The organism is Kribbella sp. WER1 (assembly GCF_054189145.1).
The window spans coordinates 1,755,861-1,776,928 of the sequence record NZ_CM135186.1; the positions used below are offsets into that span (position 1 = coordinate 1,755,861).

The 21,068-nt window shown below is 69.3% G+C and carries 15 protein-coding genes and 1 pseudogene; 8 read left to right on the forward strand and 8 right to left on the reverse strand.

Annotated features, from left to right (window positions below; genetic code table 11):
• Positions 1–24 precede the first annotated feature (24 nt).
• The gene (locus tag ACXJJ3_RS08450; protein ID WP_458169414.1) at positions 25–1,479 is read left to right on the forward strand and encodes a sulfatase family protein; all 1,455 of its coding nucleotides are present in this window, start codon (positions 25–27) and stop codon (positions 1,477–1,479) included.
• Positions 1,480–1,509: 30 nt separating this feature from the next.
• Here the strand turns inward: ACXJJ3_RS08450 and ACXJJ3_RS08455 are convergent, their stop codons facing one another.
• A complete protein-coding gene (locus tag ACXJJ3_RS08455) occupies positions 1,510–2,379 on the reverse strand; it encodes a LysR substrate-binding domain-containing protein (RefSeq protein ID WP_380197441.1) in 870 nt (289 codons plus the stop codon).
• Positions 2,380–2,503: 124 nt separating this feature from the next.
• Here ACXJJ3_RS08455 and ACXJJ3_RS08460 point away from each other — a divergent pair, with 124 nt between their 5' ends.
• Positions 2,504–4,030: an MFS transporter gene (locus ACXJJ3_RS08460; protein ID WP_458169415.1), complete on the forward strand. Its 1,527-nt coding sequence runs from the start codon at positions 2,504–2,506 to the stop codon at positions 4,028–4,030.
• Between the two features lie 197 nt (positions 4,031–4,227).
• Here ACXJJ3_RS08460 and ACXJJ3_RS08465 read toward each other — a convergent pair whose 3' ends face one another.
• From ACXJJ3_RS08465 to ACXJJ3_RS08480, 4 genes are all read right to left on the reverse strand, one after another.
• Positions 4,228–6,288, reverse strand: coding sequence for a hypothetical protein (locus ACXJJ3_RS08465; RefSeq protein WP_458169416.1), 2,061 nt, complete (start codon positions 6,286–6,288; stop codon positions 4,228–4,230).
• A 119-nt stretch (positions 6,289–6,407) separates the two neighbouring features.
• Entirely contained in the window at positions 6,408–7,955 is a 1,548-nt protein-coding gene (locus ACXJJ3_RS08470) for a N,N-dimethylformamidase beta subunit family domain-containing protein (protein WP_458169417.1), read from the reverse strand.
• Positions 7,956–7,965: 10 nt separating this feature from the next.
• On the reverse strand, positions 7,966–9,516 hold the full coding sequence (locus ACXJJ3_RS08475; protein ID WP_458169418.1) for a N,N-dimethylformamidase beta subunit family domain-containing protein: 1,551 nt from the start codon (positions 9,514–9,516) through the stop codon (positions 7,966–7,968).
• A gap of 127 nt (positions 9,517–9,643) precedes the next feature.
• Entirely contained in the window at positions 9,644–11,119 is a 1,476-nt protein-coding gene (locus ACXJJ3_RS08480) for a lysyl oxidase family protein (protein ID WP_458169419.1), read from the reverse strand.
• A gap of 207 nt (positions 11,120–11,326) precedes the next feature.
• Between ACXJJ3_RS08480 and ACXJJ3_RS08485 the strand changes: the two genes are divergently transcribed.
• Positions 11,327–11,671, forward strand: a complete 345-nt coding sequence (locus ACXJJ3_RS08485) for a hypothetical protein (protein WP_458169420.1) — start codon at positions 11,327–11,329, stop codon at positions 11,669–11,671.
• Positions 11,668–13,317 (forward strand): fibronectin type III domain-containing protein, encoded by a 1,650-nt coding sequence (locus ACXJJ3_RS08490; protein WP_458169421.1) that lies wholly within the window; start codon positions 11,668–11,670, stop codon positions 13,315–13,317. Before ACXJJ3_RS08485 ends, ACXJJ3_RS08490 begins: the two co-directional genes overlap by 4 nt.
• Positions 13,318–13,359: 42 nt before the next feature.
• On the opposite strand, the gene ACXJJ3_RS08495 is transcribed toward ACXJJ3_RS08490, so the two are convergent.
• Positions 13,360–14,133, reverse strand: coding sequence for an SDR family NAD(P)-dependent oxidoreductase (locus tag ACXJJ3_RS08495; RefSeq protein WP_458169422.1), 774 nt, complete (start codon positions 14,131–14,133; stop codon positions 13,360–13,362).
• Positions 14,134–14,302: 169 nt separating this feature from the next.
• Here ACXJJ3_RS08495 and ACXJJ3_RS08500 point away from each other — a divergent pair, with 169 nt between their 5' ends.
• A complete protein-coding gene (locus tag ACXJJ3_RS08500) occupies positions 14,303–16,429 on the forward strand; it encodes a bifunctional SulP family inorganic anion transporter/carbonic anhydrase (protein ID WP_458169423.1) in 2,127 nt (708 codons plus the stop codon).
• 20 nt (positions 16,430–16,449) lie between these two features.
• On the opposite strand, the pseudogene ACXJJ3_RS08505 reads toward ACXJJ3_RS08500, so the two are convergent.
• A pseudogene (locus tag ACXJJ3_RS08505) lies at positions 16,450–17,088 on the reverse strand (phosphatase PAP2 family protein); the annotation flags it as partial.
• Positions 17,089–17,230: 142 nt separating this feature from the next.
• Here ACXJJ3_RS08505 and ACXJJ3_RS08510 point away from each other — a divergent pair.
• The 3 genes from ACXJJ3_RS08510 to ACXJJ3_RS08520 are packed head-to-tail and all read left to right on the forward strand — an operon-like array spanning position 17,231 to position 20,346.
• Positions 17,231–18,406: an MFS transporter gene (locus ACXJJ3_RS08510; RefSeq protein WP_458169424.1), complete on the forward strand. Its 1,176-nt coding sequence runs from the start codon at positions 17,231–17,233 to the stop codon at positions 18,404–18,406.
• Positions 18,407–18,441: 35 nt separating this feature from the next.
• Positions 18,442–19,611 carry a hypothetical protein gene (locus ACXJJ3_RS08515; RefSeq protein WP_458169425.1) on the forward strand — a complete coding sequence of 390 codons (1,170 nt, stop codon included), beginning with the start codon at positions 18,442–18,444 and terminating at the stop codon, positions 19,609–19,611.
• A gap of 30 nt (positions 19,612–19,641) precedes the next feature.
• On the forward strand, positions 19,642–20,346 hold the full coding sequence (locus ACXJJ3_RS08520; RefSeq protein WP_458169426.1) for a M50 family metallopeptidase: 705 nt from the start codon (positions 19,642–19,644) through the stop codon (positions 20,344–20,346).
• On the opposite strand, the gene ACXJJ3_RS08525 is transcribed toward ACXJJ3_RS08520, so the two are convergent.
• On the reverse strand, positions 20,343–21,068 hold the full coding sequence (locus ACXJJ3_RS08525) for a DUF5995 family protein (protein ID WP_458169427.1): 726 nt from the start codon (positions 21,066–21,068) through the stop codon (positions 20,343–20,345). The genes ACXJJ3_RS08520 and ACXJJ3_RS08525 overlap by 4 nt on opposite strands.

The window sequence follows — 21,068 nt, forward strand, 5'->3', positions numbered from 1 at the left end:
CGCATCGTGCTTACGGTGAAACACATGCTCTTCCGACGAATGATCGCCGTCGTACTCGTGCTGGTGCTGGCCGGCTGCTCCACACCGGCCGAGCCGACCACGCCGGCCGTCAAGCCGACGCACCCGAACATCGTGTTCGTGCTGACCGACGACCTGTCGATGAACCTGCTGCAGTACATGCCGCAGGTCCAGCAGCTGGCCAAGGACGGCGCGTCGTTCAGCAACTACACGGTCACCGACTCGCTCTGCTGCCCGTCGCGGTCGTCGATCTTCACCGGGAAGTTCCCGCACGACACCGGCGTCTTCACCAACGGCGGCAAGGACGGCGGATTCAAGGTGTTCCACCAGCGGCAGAACGAGGACTCGACGTTCGCGACCGCGCTGCAGAAGGCCGGGTACCACACCGCGATGATGGGCAAGTACCTGAACGGCTACCAGCCGAACGGCACCGTCGACGGCCAGCAGAACTACGTACCGCCCGGCTGGAACGACTGGTACGTCGCGGGCAACGGGTACAACGAGTACAACTACACGCTGAACGCGAACCACCAGCTCGAGAAGCACGGGAAGGCGCCGAGCGACTACCTGACCGACGTCCTCGCCGGGAAGGCCCGCGGGGTGATCGAGAACGCGAAGCAGCCGTTCTTCCTGGAGATCGCGACGTTCGCGCCGCACGGCCCGTACACGCCGGCGCCGGAGGACAAGAACAAGTTCCCCGCGCTGAAGGCGCCGCGGGACGGGTCTTACGACAAGCTGCCCGCGAACGCGCCGCCGTGGCTCGCCAAGCACCCCGCGCTGACGCCGAAGCAGCAGAAGGCGCTCGACAAAGCGTTCCGGAAGCGCGCGCAGGCCGTCCAGTCGGTGGACCGGATGGTCGGGTCACTGCGCGACACGCTGGAGAAGGCCGGTACGGCGGACAACACGGTGATCGTGTTCAGCTCCGACAACGGGTACCACCTCGGGGAGCATCGGCTGACCGCGGGTAAGCAGACGGCGTTCGAGACCGACGTGCATGTGCCGCTGGTGATGGCTGGGCCCGGGATCAAGGCCGGCAGCACGGTGTCGCAGTCCGTGCAGAACGTCGATCTCGCGCCGACGTTCGAGACGCTGGCCGGGCTGACGCCGTCGGCGGACGTGGACGGACGGTCGCTGACGCCGCTGTTCGGGAGTACACCGCCGAGCACGTGGCGGACGGCGAGTCTCGTCGAGCATCACGGACCGGACACCGATCCGACGGACCCCGATCACCCGGAGAAGGGCAGCGGCAACCCGACGACGTACGAAGCGCTGCGCACGGCGACGGCGACGTACGTCGAGTACGCGGACGGCACAGTCGAGTACTACGACCGCTCAAAGGACCCACTCCAGCTCAACAACACAGCAGCTGCGCTGCCGGCCGCCCGGAAGGCGCAGCTACACAAGGCACTAAAAGCGCTGAAAACATGCCACGGCGAAACCGCCTGCACCCAGGCCGGCTAGCAGCCACACAACCACCAGCTGTGGCGCCGGTTAGCCCGCGTCCGGCTTGAGGGGGGCGTTGCTGCCGAGGATGGCGGCTGTTAGGGCCTCGGCTGGTTCCTTGGCGGCGCGGGGGTTGGTGATGAGGACGAGGTCGATGGTGGGGAGTTCGGGGAGGCCGGCGCTCGGGGGTGGTTCGACCAGGTCGGCGGGCATGAGGGAGCGGGCGAAGATCGCGATTCCGAGGCCGGCCCGGACCGCGGCGAGTACGCCGTTCACGCCACGGACGATGCAGGTGATCCGGCAGGTCCGGCCGGCCTGCTCGATCGCCTGGACGCCGAGCGAGCGGCTCAGCGACGGCGCCTGGTACGTGACCAGCGGCACCGGGCCGTCCGGCGCGATCCGGGTGCCGGAGATGCCGCCCCAGACCAGCGAGTCCCGGCGGACCAGCCGGCCGTTCGGCTCGTACCCGCCGCCGCCGTGCTTCACGTAGGCGAGGTCGAGGTGCCCGGACTCGACCCGGCGGAGCAGGTTCGGGCTCTGCGCGACGGTCAGCTCCAGGTCGATCCGCGGGTACAGCTGGCGGAAGTCGCGGAGGATCTTCGGCAGCGGCGTCAGCGCCAGGTCGTCGGTGACGCCGAACCGCAGCCGGCCGCGCAGCTCGGAGCCGGTGAAGTACCCGGCGGCCTCCTCGTGGGCGGCCAGGATGGTACGGGCGAAACCGGCCATCGCCTCGCCGTCCGCGGTCAGCGTGACAGTGCGGGTGTCACGGACGAACAGCGGACGCCCGACCGCCGTCTCGAGTTTGCGTACGTGCTGGCTGACCGTCGGCTGCCGGATGCCCAGCCGCTCGGCCGCCTGCGTGAAGCTGAGCGACTGGGCCACGGCCAGGAACGTCCGGAGCTGGTCCGGGTCGTACATCGATCCACCTCCCATTACGTCACGCAATAAGACTAATAGGAGTAATTCGGCTGCGGAATCCAGCGTCCACCCCTGAGGATGGAGGGGTCCTCCCCTGACCAGTCCAATCGCGTAGGGATCGCTCTTGACCACCCGGGCCACCGGTACTGTCCCGTCCACCGACTTCCATCTCCACCGCCCCGCCGAATCGACCCAGCTCCGGGAGACGCAGACGCGCCGGCCCGGCTTCAAGGACACCTTCAGCGCGCTGCGGGTCCGCAACTTCCGCCTCCTGGTCAGCGGCCTGCTGGTCAGCTCCACCGGCGGCTGGATCCAGCGCATCGCCCAGGACTGGCTGGTGCTCACGCTCACCGGCAGCGCCACCGCGGTCGGCATCACGACCGCGCTGCAGTTCCTCCCCACGCTGGCCCTCGGCCTGTTCGGCGGGGTGATCGCGGATCGCTTCCCGAAGCGGAAGATCCTGCTGGTCACGCAGATCACGATGGGATCCTGTGCCGGCATCCTCGCGCTGACCGCCTTCACCGGCAGCGTCCAGGTGTGGCACGTCTACACGATGGCGTTCGTGCTCGGTCTCGCGACCGCTGTCGACAATCCTACGAGGCAGTCGTTCGTCACCGAGCTCGTCCCGCGCGACACCGTGCGGAACGCGATCAGCATGGTGTCGTCGACGTTCCAGCTCGGCAGCCTGATCGGCCCGGCGCTGGGCGGCGTACTGCTCGGCACGATCGGGGCCGGGTGGGCGTTCGCGCTGAACGGGCTGACGTTCTTCGCCTCGATCAGCGCACTGCTCCGGATGCGGGAGAGCGAGATGCCCGGGTTCCACGCGGCGCGCAAGGCGAGCGCCGGGATGCGGATCCGGGACGGGCTGCGGGACGGCGTCCGGTACGCGTTCCACGAGCCGGCCGTCCGCTGGGCGATCGCGCTGGCCGGGATCTACGGCATGTTCACGATCAGCCTGCCGGTGACGCTGACCGCGTTCGCCGACCGGGTCTTCCACACGGGCGCGTCGGGGTACGGCGTACTGAACTCGGTGGTCGCGTTCGGGGCGCTCGCCGGAGCACTGCTGTCGGCGCGGCGGGTACGGCCGACCCGGCTGCGGAACCTGATCGGCATCGCCTGCCTGCTGACGGTCACCGAGGTACTGGCGGCGATCCAGCCGTCGCTGTGGACGTTCATCCCGGTGCTCGCGTCGATGGGGATGGCGACGCTGATGTTCCTGACCGCGGCGCAGTCGATGGTGCAGCTGACCACGCCGGACGGTTTGCGCGGGCGGGTCTCCGGGATCTACAACCTGGTGTTCATCGGCGGCGGCGCGATCGGCGGGCCGATGGTCGGGTTCCTCGCCCAGCACTTCGGGGCGCGGTCGGCGCTGCTGCTCGCCGGTCTGGTCCCGGCGGTCGCCACGGTCGCGATCGGCCTCCGGCTGCGGCGTGACGGGCAGTTCCGCCTGGTGCTGGTCCGGACCCGCTCGCCGTGGCACCAGATGCCGCTCCGTCTCAACCTCCAGCAGACCACGATCCAGCTGTCGGCGCCGACGAGCACGCCGCTGCCGCGCACATCACGCCCGTTCGCTCTCGGGCGGAGGCAGCACGCCCGGATGGATTCGCACCTCCGCCCAGCACGCACCCGCCGCCGTCCACAACACCACTAGAGAACGCCGCGCCGCCGCCCCCTGCGGGCGACGTCGCGGCGGATGAAATAGAAGCCCCGACACGGCGCGGCGGAGACGGCGCGGCGGACACGGCGCGGCGGAGACGGCGCGGTGGAGACGGTGCGTCGGCGCGCCGTGGTGTCACCGAGCTCCTGAGGCGGAGCGGAGCAGCTGCCTTCCACAGGCTCTGCTCCGCCTCAGGCTGGTTGTAGGGAGATGTTGTCGAGGCGAAGCCAGGTGGGTGCGTCGGCGCCCCAGTAGCCGGCGAAGACCGTCATCACGGTGTTGGTGCCGGAGTTGAAGGTGACGGTCAGCTGTTTGTAGCCGGGCGGGGCCGAGTAGTTGGTCTCGGCGTACGGCGTGCTGCCGGAGCGGATGCCGAAGTACCCGCCGGTGAAGTTCCCCGAGCCCTCCACCCAGCCGGTCAGCCGGTAGTTGGTGTTCGGCTTCACCGGAACCGTTTGTTTGAAGGCGTTCCAGGTCGCGTCGGACGCGTTGATCCACGCATTGTTCCGGCCCTGCTGCGCCCACGCGCCCTTGTCGTGGTCGATGCCCTTCGTCCCGGTCCCCTCGGTCTCCCACGGCGCGCCGACCGTCGTACCCGGTTGTGCCTCGAAGCTCGGGTCCGTGACGGCAGAGCCGTAGTACGCCTCCAGTTCACCGATCGACGTGAAGGTCTGGGTGCCACCCGGCGTACCGATGATCCGCACGCCGTCGCCCGAGGTCAGGTCGAAGCTGAACACGTACGTCGCGTTCGTCCCGGCCGCCGAGCTCGTCGGGTACGCCGGGGTCGCGGTCTGCCCGGTCACGTCCGTCCACACGCCGTTCCGCCGGACCTGCACCTTCGGCGCGGACGCGAACCAGCCGCCGTCGCCGAACATCGTCCCGGTGGTGTAGACGACCTTGTTCAGGTTGTACGTCCGCGGCCAGGTATAGCCCCACCAGCTGAGCGGTTTGCGTTCGTCGTTCCAGTCGTCCTCGTTCTGTGCCCGGACGCCGTCGTTGTACGTCGACTGCCCGAAGTGCGTCGCCCGTTCGATCGGTACGGTCCCCGCCTCGCGTGCGAGGTTCCGCGTACCGTCGAGTGTGTTGTCGGGCGTCGTCGGCACGGACGGCGTGAGCGACAGCTTGCGGAGCGAGAACGTGTACGCCCACCGGTCGTTGAGCCCGCCGCCGCAGGTGCAGACGTTGGACTGCAACCACATGCTGCGACCGTCGGCGCTGATGTACTTCGACGGGATCGTGGTCGCGTAGCCGCCGTGCTTGGCGTGCGTCCACGGATACCCGCCGAAGTCCTTCGGGGTGAAGTGCGTCCACGGCCCCCACGGCGTCGGCGACTCGTAGAACTCGAACGTGTACTCCGTCCAGGACGTGTAGATGTACCGGTTCAGCGGCTTGTCGTACACGACGCCGCCCTGGCTGATCGTCGTCATGTCCCGCGCGCGTCCCGCCGTACCGACGTTCCCGTAGATGTGCCGGTCGTCGTGCAGCGCCGCGACCCGGGCGTTGAGGTCCGAGCTCCACTGCGGTACGCCGTTGGACGTGCCGGCGTAGAACTGCCACGTCGACCGGTCCTGCACGCTCGTCGCCGGGACGCGGGCGAGCCACAGGTCGACCGGGTCCGGGACGCGGTTCGAGAACGAGTCCCGCCAGTTGTTGTCGAGCCCGTACGCGTACACGTAGCCGTCCGGCGCGTTCGCGTAGTTCTTGCCGTAGTCGAGGAAGAAGATCGTCGTGAACTTCGATCCGCCGAACATCGGCGCACCGGTGTCGAACGTCCAGGTCCGGCCCTTGTCGGTGGACTTCGCGATCGTCGCCGCGGGAGCGTCGTCGAAGTCGAACGCCAGGTCCTGCACGGCGAGATAGAGCGCGCCGCCGACGCAGGCCATCCCGGTCGGCTTGCGGGTGTGGTTCGCGGTCCACACCTTGCCGAGCTGGTCGCCTTGGGCCAGTTGCGTACCGCTCAAGGACCCGGGCATCCCGGAGATCCTGGTGACGCCGATGTCGCTCGCGCTGGACCCGAACCCGACACCGTCGCCGTACGCCGCGTATACGTTGTCGTCGTCGGACCAGCAGTTCGGCCACAGGTCCCCGTGGTCCCTGTCGTCGCCGATCGCCGGTGCGCCGACGGTCGCGCCGGCATCCACTCCGACCGTGGAGAAGAAGGTGCTCTCGGGCGGAGAGCCGGTGGTGGTTGCGGTCGCCGGCAGTACGGCGACCAGGCTGAGCGGTAACAGAGCAAGCGCGATCTTTCGCATGCCGGGCCTCCTGGAACCCGGTGCGGGTCAGGGCGGGAGAAATCGATTTCCCGCACCGGGTGCTTCGAAGGTAGGCATCACCCGCACCGCGGTCAAGAGCTCACACCGTGGTCGAAAGGTCAGCCGACGGTCCCGCCAGACCCAGTGGAGGTCGAGGCCGACGCACCGAGCGTCGCCAGATCGCCGACGGCCGGGTGGGTCCGCCCGAGCGGGCCGGCCGCCATACCGCGGAGCAGGTTGACGGTCACGGTGCGGGCGAAGGTGACCTCGCGCATCGTCAGCGAGTGCTTGGAGTTGGGCCCGTGCAGCGACGGCACCCAGTTCATCGAGCCGGTGTCGAACACCCCGGCCCCGGACGGCATCGTGTAGTACGTCGCGTCCGAGAACGTGCGGATCGACGGCCCGCACGTGATCGGCGAATGCGCTACCACCTGCAGGTTCTTCGGCGTCCCGGGGATCGGGTACGCGCGGTCCACCTCGGTCGCGACCAGCCCGGGGTACGTCGTCCCCTTCGCCGCGCGGGTCCCCGCGAACAGGAAGAACCCGGGATCGCGCACGGTGAACGACCCGACCGCCGGGAAGCACTCGTACAGCATCCCGGTCAGCGAGTTCTCCGGCCGCGGATCCGGCTTGCTCCGCCACTTCGCGGTGGTCTGGGCGTTGTTCTTCAACGGATCCAGGCTCGCGTCCTTGTACCCGACGAGCACCCGGTTCCCGCTCTCGTACCGCACCCGCCAGTAGACGGCGTTCGCCCCGAGGAACGCGACGTTCGTCCCGGCGTCCCGCGCCTTCGTGACCGCATCCCGCATCGCCAGCGTCCAGTACTCGTCGTGCCCGAGCGACACCATCCCGCGCGCCCCGGCGAGCGCGTTCGGGTCGGTCGCCACGTCGACACTGGTCAGGTACGCGAGCGGTACGCCGCTCTGCTCCGCCAGCTGGATCAGCGGCAGCTCCGACTGCACCAGCGTCTTTGCGCCGTTCCCGTCGTACGGGCGGTTGAACGAGACCCGGTGCGCGCGGGACCCGAACGAGTTGTCCGGCCCGTTGTAGAGCGAGTACCCGCCCCACTGGTTGTACGCCTGGTACGTGTTCACCGCGTCGACGATCGCGACCGCACCCCGCGTCGACTCCGAGCGGACCGTGATCGGCACGTACTTCTGCTTGCCGTTCGCCGCCGTCATCAGCAGCAGGTACGCACCGGCCGGCCACCCGGTCGTGGGGACGGTCAACGACGGCGTCCAGTTCGTGCTGACCATGTGGTCCGCCGGACGGATCGTCGGCGCCGGCTGCGCGCGGCCCGGGACGGACGGCGAGGTCCACACCAGCCGCCCGCCGGTCCCGCCGTACCAGCCGATCCGGAAGGCGCGCACTGTGAACGCGCCGTCCGTCGACGTCACGAAGAGCTTGAACGGCTCGCCGCTGTGCACACTCACGTGATCGGCGTACCCGGCCAGGTCCATCGGCCCGGCGATCCGGCTGGTGTCGATCTTCCAGGCCGTCGTCCCCGGCTTCGAGTTCTCCGCGACGACGGTCGCCTTGGCCGGAACACTCGCCGCAGCCGACGGACTGCTGCTCGTGACCGGTGCCTGGTGCGCCGCGGGCGGGGACGATTTACACCCGGCGGCCAGCAACAGCACCGCCGTAGCAAACACCAACCCGCGTCGCACCGCTTCCCCTTTACGCCTTTGTCTGTAGCTGTTTCGCCGGAGTGGGCTTCCCGATCGGCCCGCCCGTCCCGCTCGTCGTCAACGGCGACTCGTGCAGCCGCGCGAAGTCCGCGTGCGCGGGATGTTTCCGCCCCAACGGTCCCACTGCCAACGATCGGAACACGTTCAGTGTCACGGCTCTGGCAAACGCTACCGCTGCCGGCCCGACGCCGGCCTTCGCATCCGGTCCCGCCAGCGCCCGGACCCACTCGATCGACCCGGTGTCGAACACCCCGGCCCCGGACGGCACCGTGTAGTACGTCGCGTCGGAGTACGTCCGCTTCGGCCCGCACGTCGTCGGCGAGTGCGCGACCACCTGCAGGTTCTTCGGCGTTCCGGCGATCGGGTACGCGCGGTCCGCCTCGTCACCGATCAGCCCCGGATACCGCGTCCCCGCCCGGGCGCCGGTTCCGGCGTACAGGAAGAAGCCCGGGTCCCGGACGGTGAACGCGCCGACCGCCGGGAAGCACTCGTACAGCATGCCGGTCAGGCTGTTCTCCGGGTCCGGATACGGGTCACTCCGCCAGCGCACCGTGGTGTCCGGCTGGTTCTTCAGCGGGTCGAGGGTGGCGTCCTTGTACCCGATCATCACCCGCCGCGGCCCAAGCCGGCTCGCTGTGTACCGCACCCGCCAGAACACCGAGTTCGCGCCGAGGAACGCCAGGTTGGTCCCGTGGTCGCGCGCCCTCGTCACCGCCGCGCGCATCCCGAGCGACCAGTACTCGTCGTGCCCGCCGAACACGATCCCGCGAGCGCCGGCCAGCAGCCCCGGATCGGCCTCCAGGTCCGCACTCGTCGCGTACGCCAGCCGTACGCCGCTCTGCTCCGCCTCCTGGATGACCGGCGCTGAGTAGTCGAGCAAGCCGCGCGCGCCGTTCAGGTCGTACGGCCGGTCGAACGTCACCTCGAGCGAACGGGTGGCGTGCTGCTCGTGCGGCCCGTGGTAGAGCGAGTAGCCGCCCCACGCGTTGTACGCCTCCTCGGTGTTGACCGCGTCCACGATCAGCACCGCGTCGCGGGCCGAGTCCGAACGCACCACCATCGGGACGTACTTCTCCTTGCCGTTCGCGGCGCGCAGCAGCAGCACGTACGCGCCCGGCAGCCAGCCGGTGGTCGGGACCGTGAGGGACGGCCGCCAGTTCGTCGTCACCATCCGGAGCCGGGTGAGGGTCGGCGCGGCCTGCTTGACGCCCGCGACCGGCGCGGACGTCCAGACCAGGCGCGCACCCGATCCGCCGTACCAGCCGAGGCGGAACGCGTCGACGGTGAAGTTGCCGTCGGACGAGGAGACGTAGAGCTTGAACGGCTCGCCGCTGCGGACGCTGGTGTGGTCCGTGTAGCCGGCGAGGTCGGCCGGACCGGCGAGCTGATGATCCTTGATGACCCAGTTCACGGGAGTGGTTCTGGTCTTCACGGGCTGCGCCTGGATCGAGGTGCCCGCGGAATGCATGGGTGTGCCCGAACACCCCGCCAGCACAATCAACGACAACGACCCGACGACAGCGACGAAACCTCGGCGCATCGGCCCTCCTCTTGTCGTTTCGAAGATAGAGGCGGGTTGCTTGGAACAAGCTGAGAAGGCTCGCGCCCCCGGCTGGATCAGGGCCGGGGGCGCGAGGACGCCGGCGGGCGGGCCGGCGCCGGCGGCATCAGGGGATGTTGATGACGCCGACCGGGGGCACCTTGACGGTGCGGTGGTGCAACGTGCCGCCGATGATGACCTTGCGCAGGGCAACGTTGTTGGTGGTGCTGGACTCGTACAGCCGGTGCTCCGGGTTGGCAGCGACCTGGATGTAGTACGTGCCGTTCGGCAGGTTGGTGATGTCGAAGGACTGGCCGGGCAGCGTCTGCACGTACGTGTCGCCGTTGCCGACGTCCAGAACCTCACGCACCGACAGCGAACTGTGGTCGCCGCAAGCGGTGTGCAGGTCGGTGTTCTGCGGGTGCCAGTTCGCGTTCTTCACCGTGTAGTCGATGGCGTCGGTCGCGGCCAGGCAGAACGCCTCCTTCTGGCTGCGCACGACCTCGGTCTGCTTCGCGTTCAGCAGGCTGTACCGCGCGAAGTCGGTGAAGTGCCAGTGGTTGTGTCCCGGACGGCCGTCCCACTCGAGCGTGCCGGTGGTGTGATACCCGACCTGCTTGCCGTGGGCATCGTAGAAGTACTGGTACGCGTCCATCAGATCCTTGCCCTGGCGACGGAAACCGTCCAGCACCAGCGGCGACGGGCCCGCGTTCCACACGGTCGCCGAGAACTGCAGGAAGTCCTTGTTCGCGTCCGGCGTCCCCTCGTCGCCCGGCGCGGCCTCGATCCCCCAGGCCGGCACCGGCCGCAGGTCCGGCTTCGGGCCGTTCGGCACGCTCGCCTTCCCGGTCGGACGGGCCGCGTTCGGCGTCGGCGCAACGGACTTGGCCTTGACCAGCTTCGGCCCGAAGCAGCCGCGGAGGCAGTCCTGCGCCTTCTGGATCGTCAGGTTCAGCTTCACCGACGCGTCACCGGCCGGGATCCTGAAGAAGTCCCGATACGCCTTGTTCACCGAGACAATCGCCGTGTACTTGCCGACGGCAAGCTGTACCGGACCGGTGTCCGGGTTGTAGTTGTGCTCCGACCAACCGGTCTGCAACCCCCAGACAGCGCCCTGGGTGAAGGCGTTCGCCGTACAGCCGTCCGGGTACGGCGAGGTCGCGGGCGCGTCCGGCCGGGTCCGGGAGCCGTCGCCGTTCAGGCAGACGGTCTGGTCCTTGTCGAACACCTTCTTGCCCTTGGCATCGGTGATCGCGACGTGCAGGAACTTCCCCAGCCCGGAGAAGTCCGTGACCAGCCCCTTCGGCAACTGCCTCGCCGGCTTGCCGTTCACGTACTGCGTCGCGACCACCGGTGACGCGTAGTTCGCCCGGGTGGCCCGGACCTCGACCGGCGCGTTGCCGGCCACCATGTGCGTCCCGAGGTCCAGGTCGACGCCGTAGTCCGGCGAGTTGTCCAGCGTCACGTCGATGCTCCCGGCAACCAGCTTCAGCGCCGGATGAGCTGCCGCGGGCGACGCCGACGCGCCGGCCGCGGCGAGTGCGACCAGTCCGGCTGCCCCGGCCGCGGCGATCGCCGTCCGGCCGAGTCTTCTTCCGTTCACGATGATGGAACCCCCTCGTGCATCCGGCCGGCATCCTCACGAGCCGGCCTGCTGCTGGTACGACGACCTGGCGGGGTCCCGAAGTTGATCAAGGTTCGATGGCAGTCGTGTCACAGGAAGTCACCCCGCCTGAATACTTGACTGTGTAAATTAAGCCGCCCTAGGCTCGTCAGGGTCCGCTCGCTCCGCCCAACGGAGGACGCTCCTATGCATGTGAGACGTCGTACTTCGCTTCTGCTGGCCGCTCTTGCCCTGGTGACAGCCGCGGCCGCCCCGGCAGACGCGTCCCCGGAACAACCACCACAGCTCGCCGCCAAGCCCTACATGGGCTGGAGCAGCTGGAGCCTGCAGTCCACCAACTACCCCGGCGTGAACCCCGACGGCCCGGGCAGCTTCATCAGCGAGAAGAACATCCTCACCCAGGCGCACGCCCTGGCCACCAAGCTCAAGCCGTACGGCTACGAGTACCTGAACGTCGACGCCGGCTGGCAGGACGGCGGCGACGAGTACGGCCGCCCGGTTGCGAACGTCAAGCGCTTCCGCGTGGGATGAAGGCGATCGGCGACGACCTGCACAAGCTCGGCCTGAAGTTCGGTATCTACACCGTCGTCGGGCTCGGCACCGACGTGTACCGCGACGGCAACACCCCGATCCACGACGCGCCCGGCTGCTTCACCCGCGACATCGTCTACCCGGACCTGCGGAAGACCAACGGCTGGGACGCGGCGTACAAGATCGACTACGCGAGCCCGTGCGCGCAGAAGTACGCCGACTCGATCGCGAAGCTGTTCGCGTCCTGGGGCGTCGACTTCATCAAGATGGACGGCGTCGGACCGGGCTCGTGGAAGGGCGCCCCGGACGACCCGAACCACAACAACACCGCGGACGTCGAGGCCTGGTGGCGCGCGGTCCAGAACGCGGGCCGGCCGATGCAGTACACACTGTCCTGGTCGCTCAGCCACCGGTACGCCGACGTCTGGAAGGCGAACTCGAACGGCTGGCGGATCGACACCGACGTCGAGTGCTACTGCGACACGATCGTCAAGTGGGACAGCTCGGTGAAGCAACGCTGGTGGGACGTCACGCAGTGGATCGACGACGCCGGCCCTGGGCACTGGAACAACCTCGACGCGCTGAACGTCGGCGTCGGCGCGATGGACGGCCTGACCGACGCGGAACGCCATTCGTACATGACGTTCTGGGCGATCAACGCGGCGCCGCTGTTCGCCGGTGACGACCTGACCAAGCTCGACGACTACGGCCTGAAGCTGCTGACGAACCGCGAAGTGATCGCGATCGACCAGTCCGGCACCCCGGCCCGCCCGCTGAACCAGAACCAGCTGCAGCAGGTCTGGTACGCCCAGAACCCCGACGGCAGTACGACGGTCGCGCTCTTCAACCTGGCCGACTCCCCCGCCACCGTGACCGGCGACTTCGCCCAGCTCGGCATCGACGGCAAGGCGATGGTGCGCGACATCTGGGCAGATCGGAACACGCCGAACGTGTCCGGCGCAGTCAGCGCTCAGTTGCCCGCGCACGGCTCGAAGCTCTACAAGATCAGGCCGAACGGCGGTCAGGTCCCGGCCAACCTGACCGCGACGGACGTGAGTAGTACGACGGTGTCGCTGAACTGGCGGCCTGCCCCGGGCGCGTCGTCGTACAAGGTGTTTGCCAACGGCAAGCAGGTTGCCGTCGGCTCCGGCACCAGTGCGGTGGTGCGTGGTCTGTCACCGCAGACGCAGTACACATTCACTGTGCAGAGCAACAGTTCCAGGGCCGGTGCGCCGCTGACGATGCTCACCTCTGCGGCCGGCGGACCGGTGCGGTACGAGGCGGAGGCACCGACCAGCACCCGCACCGGCGACGCGAGTGTCTCGGGCTGCACGCTCTGCTCGGGCGGCGCGAAGATCGGCAACATCGGGTACGGGTCGACGGTCACGCTGAACGGCATCACCGTGCCGAAGACCGGGACGTACCTGGTCAAGATCGCCTACACCGACGGCGACACCAGCCGCCAGAGCATGCTCACGGTCAACGGCGCCGACAACTACTGGGTGAACTACAGCGGCCTCGGCGACAACGACTGGGGCACACCACAGGTCACCTACCTCCCGATGAAGCTGACCGCGGGCTCCAACTCGATCAAGGTCAGCAACCCGAACGGCTACATCGCCGACATCGACTGGCTGGCCGTCTGAAGCTGCGGGGCCGGCACCACCAGGGCCGGCCCCGCACCCCCGTCAGATGCCGGCGGTGGTTGCGCCGTCCATCGTGATGATCGACGCGGTCACGTAGCTGGCCCGCGGAGAGGCCAGGAACACCGCGACGTCGGCGACCTCCTCGGGCTCGCCGACGCGGCCCATCGGGATGTCGCGGACCAGGTCCTGGAGGAGCTCGTCCTTCGGCTTGCCGGTGGCGCGGACGGCGGCCTCGAGGCCCTCGTCGACGCGGCCGGTGCGCGTCGTACCGGGGTTGATCACGTTCACCCGGACGCCCTTGCCCGCATAGGCTTTCGCATAGCCGACCGACGCCAGCATCAGGGCCGCGTTCGCCGCTCCGCCGCCGATGTGCAGCGGGTTCGCCGCCCGGCCGCCCTGGCCGACCACGTTCACGACCGCGCCGCTGCCGCGCTCGGCCATCCCGCGGATCACCGCCTCGGTGGCATGCATGTACGTGAAGTACTTCGCGTCCATCGCCGCGTGCAGCGCCGTACTGTCCAGCTCGTCGACCGGCGTCCGCCGGGCCGCCCCCGCGCAGTTGATCAGGATGTCCGGTACGCCGATCCGCTCGAACGCCGCCCGGGTCGCGTCGGCGTCGGTCAGGTCGACCGCCTCGGCCCGGAAGCTCAGGCCCTTCGCGGCCAGCGCCTCCTGCGCCTTCGCCAGGTTGCCGGTGTCGCGGGAGATGCCGATCACGTCGGCGCCTTCGCGCGCCAGCGCCTCGACACACGCCAGCCCGATGCCCTTGCTCGCTCCGGTGACCACGGCGGTCTTCCCGGTCAGTTCCAGCTCCATGGCGGCGAGTCTACGCGCGGCTGAAGGATCGTCATCTTCGGCGCCAAAGGCAACAAATTCGGCAGATTCGCTGGTCGGGCCTTGAACGGCTCAGTACGATGAGTGACCAGATCGACACTCATAGTTTCGACGCCTGATGCCCACCGCACCGACGCCGGAGGATTCCCTCGTGCCGACCACTTCCCATTCCCCTCCCAGTGCCCGCGAACGCCTGCCCTGGAAGGACTTTCTGCACCACGACGTACCCGCTTCACTGGTCGTCTTCCTGATCGCCGTCCCCCTCTCCCTCGGGATCGCCGCCGCGTCCGGCGCCCCGCTGATCGCCGGCCTGGTGGCCGCCGTCATCGGCGGCGTCGTCGCCGGAGCACTCGGCGGCTCCCCGCTCCAGGTCAGCGGCCCGGCCGCCGGCCTCACCGTCGTCGTCGCGGAGCTCGTCCAGCAGTTCGGCTGGGCCGCGACCGCCGCCATCACCTGCGCCGCCGGCCTGTTGCAGATCCTGCTCGGCATCACCCGGATCGGCCGGCTCGCGCTCTCGCTGTCCCCCGCCGTCGTGCACGGCATGCTCGCCGGGATCGGCGTCACGATCGCCTTCCAGCAGCTGCACGTCGTCCTCGGCGGCAAGGCGCAGAGCTCGCTGGTCGCCAACATCACCGAACTGCCCGCGCAGCTGATCACCCATCACGGCCACTCGGTCGCGGTCGGCGTACTCACGGTCGTGATCGTGCTCGCGTGGCCGAAAGTCCCCAAACTGAAGGCGATTCCGGCACCGCTGGTCGCCGTGGTCGCGGTCACCGCGCTGGCCGCGGTGATGATGCCGGACGTCACCCGCGTCGACTTGCCGGACAACCCGTTGCAGAGCCTGATCCTGCCGCGGATGCCGCAGGGTACGGCGCTCGAGATCGGCACCGCCGTCCTCACGGTCGCGCTGGTCGCGAGCGTCGAGTCGTTGCTCTCGGCCGTTGCCGTCGACAAGCTTCACCGCGGTACCCGGAGCAACCTCGACCGCGAACTGATCGGCCAGGGCGCGGCGAACGCGGTGTCCGGCGCGCTCGGTGGGATGCCCGTCACCGGCGTCATCGTGCGCTCCTCCACCAACGTCGCGGCCGGGGCCCGGACCCGCGCGTCGGCGATCATGCACGGTCTGTGGATCGCCGCGTTCGTCCTCGCCGCGGGCGCGATGCTCGAACTCATCCCGATGGCCGCGCTGGCCGGCGTACTGCTGGTCACCGGCCTCCGCCTGGTGCAGCTCGCCCACATCCGCACACTCCGCCGCCACGACGAGCTCCTCGTGTACGTCGTGACCGCCGTCGGCGTCGGCGTACTGGGACTGGCCGAAGGCGTCCTGCTCGGCCTGGTGCTCGCCCTCGTCCGGGTGCTGTACCGCCTGGCGCGGGCCACCGTGACCGCGACCGAAACCGACGGTCTCTGGACGGTGCGGGTCCGCGGCGCGCTGGTGTTCCTCGGCGTCGCGTCGCTGGTCCGGACGTTGCGGGCGATCCCGACCGGCGCCGCGGTCCGGGTCGAGTTGACCGTTGACCATCTCGACCACGCCGCGTCCGAGGCGATCGAGGACTGGCGGCGCGGGCACATCGCGCGCGGCGGCTCGGTCGAGGTCCATCGCGGCGGCGTCGCCGAACCGCTCGACGACGTACCGCTGAAGTCCTTGCTCGCGAAGCTCGCCGCCGAGGGGCAGCAGCCGGCGCACCTGTTCATCACCTGCGCGGACTCACGGATCGTGCCGACGATGATCACCACCAGCGGCCCCGGCGACCAGTTCTGCGTGCGGAACATCGGGAACCTGGTGCCGCCGAAGGGGTCGAACAGCAGCTCGGTGGACGCCGCGATCGAGTACGCCGTCGACGTCCTCGGCGTCCGGTCGATCGTGGTCTGCGGTCACTCCTGCTGCGGCGCGGCCGCCGCCGCGCTCGCGGCCGACGTACCGGAAGGGTCCGGGCTGGAGAGCTGGTTGCGGCATCTGGAACCGTCGATCCGGCGCGCGGTCGGACTTCCGGACGTGCTCGACCCGGCGACCGGCGCGACGTTGCCGGCCGCGGACAAGCTGTCGGTCGCGAACGTCCTGCGGCAGCTGGAGAACCTGCGGACCTTCCCGTCGGTCCGCCGCGCCGAGGAGCAGGGCCGCCTCGAACTGATCGGCCTCTGGTTCGACATCGGCACCGCGACCGCGCTGTCCGTGGTCGACCGTGCGCCGTACCTGGTCGGCGCGGACGAGGAGCTGTCGAAGATCAAGAGCAACGGTACGGCGAGCGCGATCGCGACGATGCCGTCCAGCCAGTAGTGGTTCGCGGTGACCACGACGACCGTGAACGTCAGCACCGGATGGGCGATCCACAGCCAGCGCAGCCGTGACCGGGTCGCGCGGATCATGAACACCGCGACCATCAACGCCCAACCCACATGCAGGCTCGGCATCGCAGCGAACTGGTTCGCGATGCCGGAGTCCGTGGTCGGTCCGTACACCGACTGACCGAGCAGTACGCCCGTGTCCACCCAGCCCGGCATCATCCGCGGCGGGGCCAGCGGGAAGAACATGTGCCCGATCAACGCCAGCCCGGTCAGTGCGGCCAGCGCCCAGCGCGCCTTCCCGTACTGCGCCGGGCGGCGGATCATCAACCAGAGCAGGACGACCGCCGTCAGCGGGAAGTGCACGCCCGCGTAGAAGAGGTTGGCCACCCGGGCGAGGCCGTCGACCTGCAGCAGGTGCTGCTGCAGCGACGCCTCGCTCGGCAGGCCCAGCCAGGCCTCCCAGCGGATCAGCTCGTTCGCGTGCTTGAACGCGGCGCCGGCGTGCTCGGCGGACAGGAACCGGCCGAGGTTGTAGACGCCGAACAGTGCCGCGAGCAAGGCGGTCTCCCGGACGATCCGCCAGAAGCCGCGACGTCTGCCCAGCCGTGGAAGTTCCGGTTGCCCCACCCGCTCCAGCGTCACCTGCGCCATCCCGCCCCCAGCTCAAACCGAACGTTCGTTCTTTCCAAATTATCGCGATCTGCTGATAATTGCGAAGAGTATGAAGCAACTCACGTTGAAGCCGTGAACTAAATCGGTCGACGCCCTCCCCCCGCCTCGGCACAGTGCTCGCATGGTGACGACATTCATCCGGTGGACCTGGATGCGGGCCGTCATGCACAACGGGTGGTGGCTGGTCACCAGCGTCTACCTGGTCGTCGACGCCGGCCTGACCCCCGCCGAGCTCGTGCTGATCGGCTCGGTGCAAGGCGCGTTCGCGCTGGTCTTCGAAGTACCGGCCGGCGTCGTCGCGGACACCATCAGCCGCAAGTGGTCGCTGGTCATCTCGCAACTGCTGATGGGTACGGCGATGCTCGCGACGGGCCTGTTCACGTCGTTCCCGGCGCTCCTTGCCACGCAGGTGCTGTGGGGCATCTCGTGGACGTTCGCGAGCGGGTCGGACGTCGCGCTGATCACCGACGAACTGGACGATCCGGGAACCGTCAACCTGGTCCTCGCGCGCGCCGCCCGGGCGCAGCTCACCGGTGCCGCGACCGGTCTCGTCGCCCTCGGCCTGACCGCCTGGAGCACCCGGCGGGACGTGACGATCGTGATCGCCGGCGTCGCGATGATGGCGCTCGCGGTCTACATCGCGCTCCGGTTCACTGAGCACAACTTCGTCCCGACCCGTACCCGTCGCTGGGCCGCGTCCTGGAACACCTTCCGCCGTGGGGTCACGCTGGTCCGCCGCAACCGCGCGATCCTGCTGACCTTCGCCGCGACCTTCCTGGTGAACGGCGCCTCGGACGCGGCCGGACGCCTGACCCAGAAGCAGCTGTTCGACCTCGGGCTGCCGACTGCGCCGGATCCGATCGTCTGGTTCACGGCGCTCGGCGTCGCCGGACTGGTGCTCGGCGCCGTCGTACTGCGACTCGCGACCCGGCGGATCAACGGCACCCACGCCGCGACCGACTACGCGCTTGCGGCACTCGTCGGCGTCCTGAGCATGCTGCTGCTCGGCTTCGCGCCGACCGCGGCCGTCGGCGCGATCGGGGTCGTCCTCATGAACGGGATCGTCACGCCCCTCACTCGGGTGATCAGCACGATCTGGGTGAACGCGCGGACGACCACCGACGTCCGCGCGACCATGCACTCGTTCCTGGCTCAGCTCGAGTACTTCGGCGAGATCGCCTGCGGTCTCGCGATCTCGGCGGTCGCCGCGGTCAGCACCGTCCCGCTCGCCTTCACCGCCTGCGCACTGCTCTTCGCCGCCACCGCGGTTCTGATGCGCCGCCACGCCGTGCGGTAGTACGGCACCGCAGTACGTCAATCACTATCGAAGGTATGCGGATCAGTCGTTTGTTCTTCACCGCCTTGCTGCTGATCGGGGTGCTCGTCCCGGCACCGGCCCGGGCCGCGGCGGCGTTCCCGCGGATCGACGCGAGCGGCTTCCAGCTGGTGTCCGGCGACACCTTCGCGACGTACGGGCAACGGGTCGCGCAGCTGGAGAAGAAGCTGCCGCCGGTCGGGGTCAGCGAGGTCCTCGCCGCGTCCAACCGGACCGGTCGGGCCTTGTGCCATGGGACGTACCTGAACGCCGCGCTCAACCCGCAGGGGTTCTGCTGGCAGGACGGCGAGGACGACGCCGAGAACGTCTGGATCCCGCAGGGCGTCAGCGGCTCGGGCGACGCGCAGCCGGCCGGTGGCGCGCGGCGGGTCGTCGTCGCGGACTGGCACAACGCCAACGACACCGCGATCCGGGTGTCGTTCCTCGACGTGGCGACGAACAAGTACCGGCATGTGCTGCTCGTGGAGCCGACCGCGGACGGCAACTTCCAGGCGATCGCCGGCCACGGGCACGGTCTGTTCTGGTCCGGCAACCTGCTCATCGTCGCGACCAGCGGATCCGTCCTGCGGGTGTTCGACCTGCGGCACATCTGGGCGACCGACACCAGCACCGGCGAGGTCGGATTAGGGGCCGACGGCAAGTACCACGCGCTGTGGCACGCGTTCGCCCTGCCACAGGTCGGGGCGTACTGGTACGCCGGCGGCGGCTGCGCGAACACCACCGGGACCAAGCCGTGCTTCGCCTCGCTCGGCATCGACCACGGCGGCACCGGCTCGTTCGTGGCAGCAGAGCACACCGAACGCGGCGGCGGCCGGATCGTGCGCTGGCCGCTCGACGAGTCGACCGGACTACCGCGTGCCGGCGCGGACGGCGTCGTACAGGCCGTCGACGCGTACGCCTCGCCGGTGTGGGGCATGCAGGGCGCGGTCTCGGACAACAACACGTTCGTGGTCTCCGGCGTCTGTCCGGAGTACGCCGGGAACATCGGCGACGGCATCGACTACCCGAGCTGCCTGCATCGCGGCGTCGGCGGCGACTCGACAACGGTCTGGACCAAGGCCCCGAAGAACACCGAGAACCTGTCCTACTGGCCGGCGACCCACGAGTTGTGGCTGATCAACGAGCAACTGAGCGAACGCGTCACCGTGCACGTCCCCTTTCCCTAGTGTCGACCACCCGCCTGTAAGGATGGGCGGGTGAAGGAGTTCTGGAACAACATCACGTCGGTGCAGCCCGAGCCGTCGCTCCGCTTGGTGATCGGGACCGGCGTGGTCGCGCTGCTGCTGATCGGGTGGCGGCCGATCTGGAAGTACACGCGGCAGGTCGTGACGATCGCGCACGAGGGCGCGCACGGGCTGATCGCGGCACTCGTCGGGCGCAAGCTGTCCGGGATCCGGCTGCACTCCGACACGTCGGGCGTCACGGTGTCGCGCGGCAAGCCGACCGGCGGCGGCATGATCGCCGTACTGCTGGCGGGTTATCCCGGTCCGGCGTTGTTCGGGCTGGCGGCCGCGTTCGTCCTCAGCCGCGGGTACGCCGTTGCGCTGCTGTGGGGGCTGCTCCTCGCGTTGGTGATCCTGCTGCTCCAGATCCGGAACCTGTTCGGGCTGTGGTCCGTGCTGGTGTTCGGCGCGGTCGTCTTCGGGGTGACGTGGTGGGGGTCCACGTCGGTGCAGACGACGTTCGCGCATCTCCTCACGTGGTTCCTGCTGCTGGCCGCGCCGCGCGCCGTCCTCGAGCTGCAGTCTTCGCGGCGGCGCGGGCAGGGGCGGAGTTCGGACGCGGACCAGCTCCGGCGGCTGACCGGCGTACCGGCGTTGATGTGGGTCGGGGTGTTCGGGCTCGTGACGCTCGGCTGCTTGGCCCTTGGCGTCGTGTGGTCGGGAGTGCTGCCGGGCTAGGGCGGCGGCAGCGTGACGCCGAAACCTGTGACGGCCAGGCGTAGCAGCACCTGACCCGGTCGGAGCAGGTCGGCGACCTTCGCGGCGCTCAGCACTTCGAGCTCGGCGAGCCGTTTGTCGTAGGTACCGTCGACGCGTGCCCGCTGCAGTTCTTCGGTGTTGTGCCAGACCTTCTGGCGGGACTCGCGGAGGAACCGCTGCGAGGCCAGCCGGTTCAGCGGGCTGAGCACGTGGTCGACCAGGCTCCGCGGACCGGTCGCGGCGAGTTCGTCGTCCTCGGCCCCGACCCGCTCCGACAGCACGCCGTCGATCCGCTCGTGGTCGCGCCGCCGGCGGTCGACCAGGTGCCGGTCGCGGAAGTCGTCGTCGCTGATCACCGCGAGCAACGCCTGCGGCAGGTCGTAGTTCACGTGCGCGTTGATCCCGAGCAGCACGTGCGCCAGCGGCGGCAGCGTCTCCGGCGCGTCGAACGCAAGCCGCCAAGGACGCGACACCAGCTCGCCGTCGTGCGCCTGCAGGTAGAGCTGGGCGAACTTCACGTCCCACACCTCGACCCAGTCCGGGTCCTCGAACCGCGCCCGGTCGATCGCCCGCCCCACCGCCTGCGTCGTCCGCAGGTAGGTCCCGAGGAAGTACCGCCGCTGCGCGCGCTCGGCCGGCAGTTCGTCGAGCCGTTCCTGCATCCGCGCCACCACGTCCGCGATCGGACTACCATCGTTCAT

Bases quoted from the DNA above. Each gene is read 5' to 3' on its own strand.
- ACXJJ3_RS08490 (WP_458169421.1), top strand. From the start codon at position 11,668: ATGAAGGCGATCGGCGACGACCTGCACAAGCTCGGCCTGAAGTTCGGT.
- ACXJJ3_RS08450 (WP_458169414.1), top strand. From the start codon at position 25: ATGCTCTTCCGACGAATGATCGCCGTCGTACTCGTGCTGGTGCTGGCC.
- ACXJJ3_RS08510 (WP_458169424.1), top strand. From the start codon at position 17,231: ATGGTGACGACATTCATCCGGTGGACCTGGATGCGGGCCGTCATGCAC.
- ACXJJ3_RS08515 (WP_458169425.1), top strand. From the start codon at position 18,442: ATGCGGATCAGTCGTTTGTTCTTCACCGCCTTGCTGCTGATCGGGGTG.
- ACXJJ3_RS08455 (WP_380197441.1), bottom strand. From the start codon at position 2,379: ATGTACGACCCGGACCAGCTCCGGACGTTCCTGGCCGTGGCCCAGTCG.
- ACXJJ3_RS08475 (WP_458169418.1), bottom strand. From the start codon at position 9,516: ATGCGCCGAGGTTTCGTCGCTGTCGTCGGGTCGTTGTCGTTGATTGTG.
- ACXJJ3_RS08525 (WP_458169427.1), bottom strand. From the start codon at position 21,068: ATGAACGATGGTAGTCCGATCGCGGACGTGGTGGCGCGGATGCAGGAA.
- ACXJJ3_RS08465 (WP_458169416.1), bottom strand. From the start codon at position 6,288: ATGCGAAAGATCGCGCTTGCTCTGTTACCGCTCAGCCTGGTCGCCGTA.
- ACXJJ3_RS08485 (WP_458169420.1), top strand. From the start codon at position 11,327: ATGCATGTGAGACGTCGTACTTCGCTTCTGCTGGCCGCTCTTGCCCTG.
- ACXJJ3_RS08495 (WP_458169422.1), bottom strand. From the start codon at position 14,133: ATGGAGCTGGAACTGACCGGGAAGACCGCCGTGGTCACCGGAGCGAGC.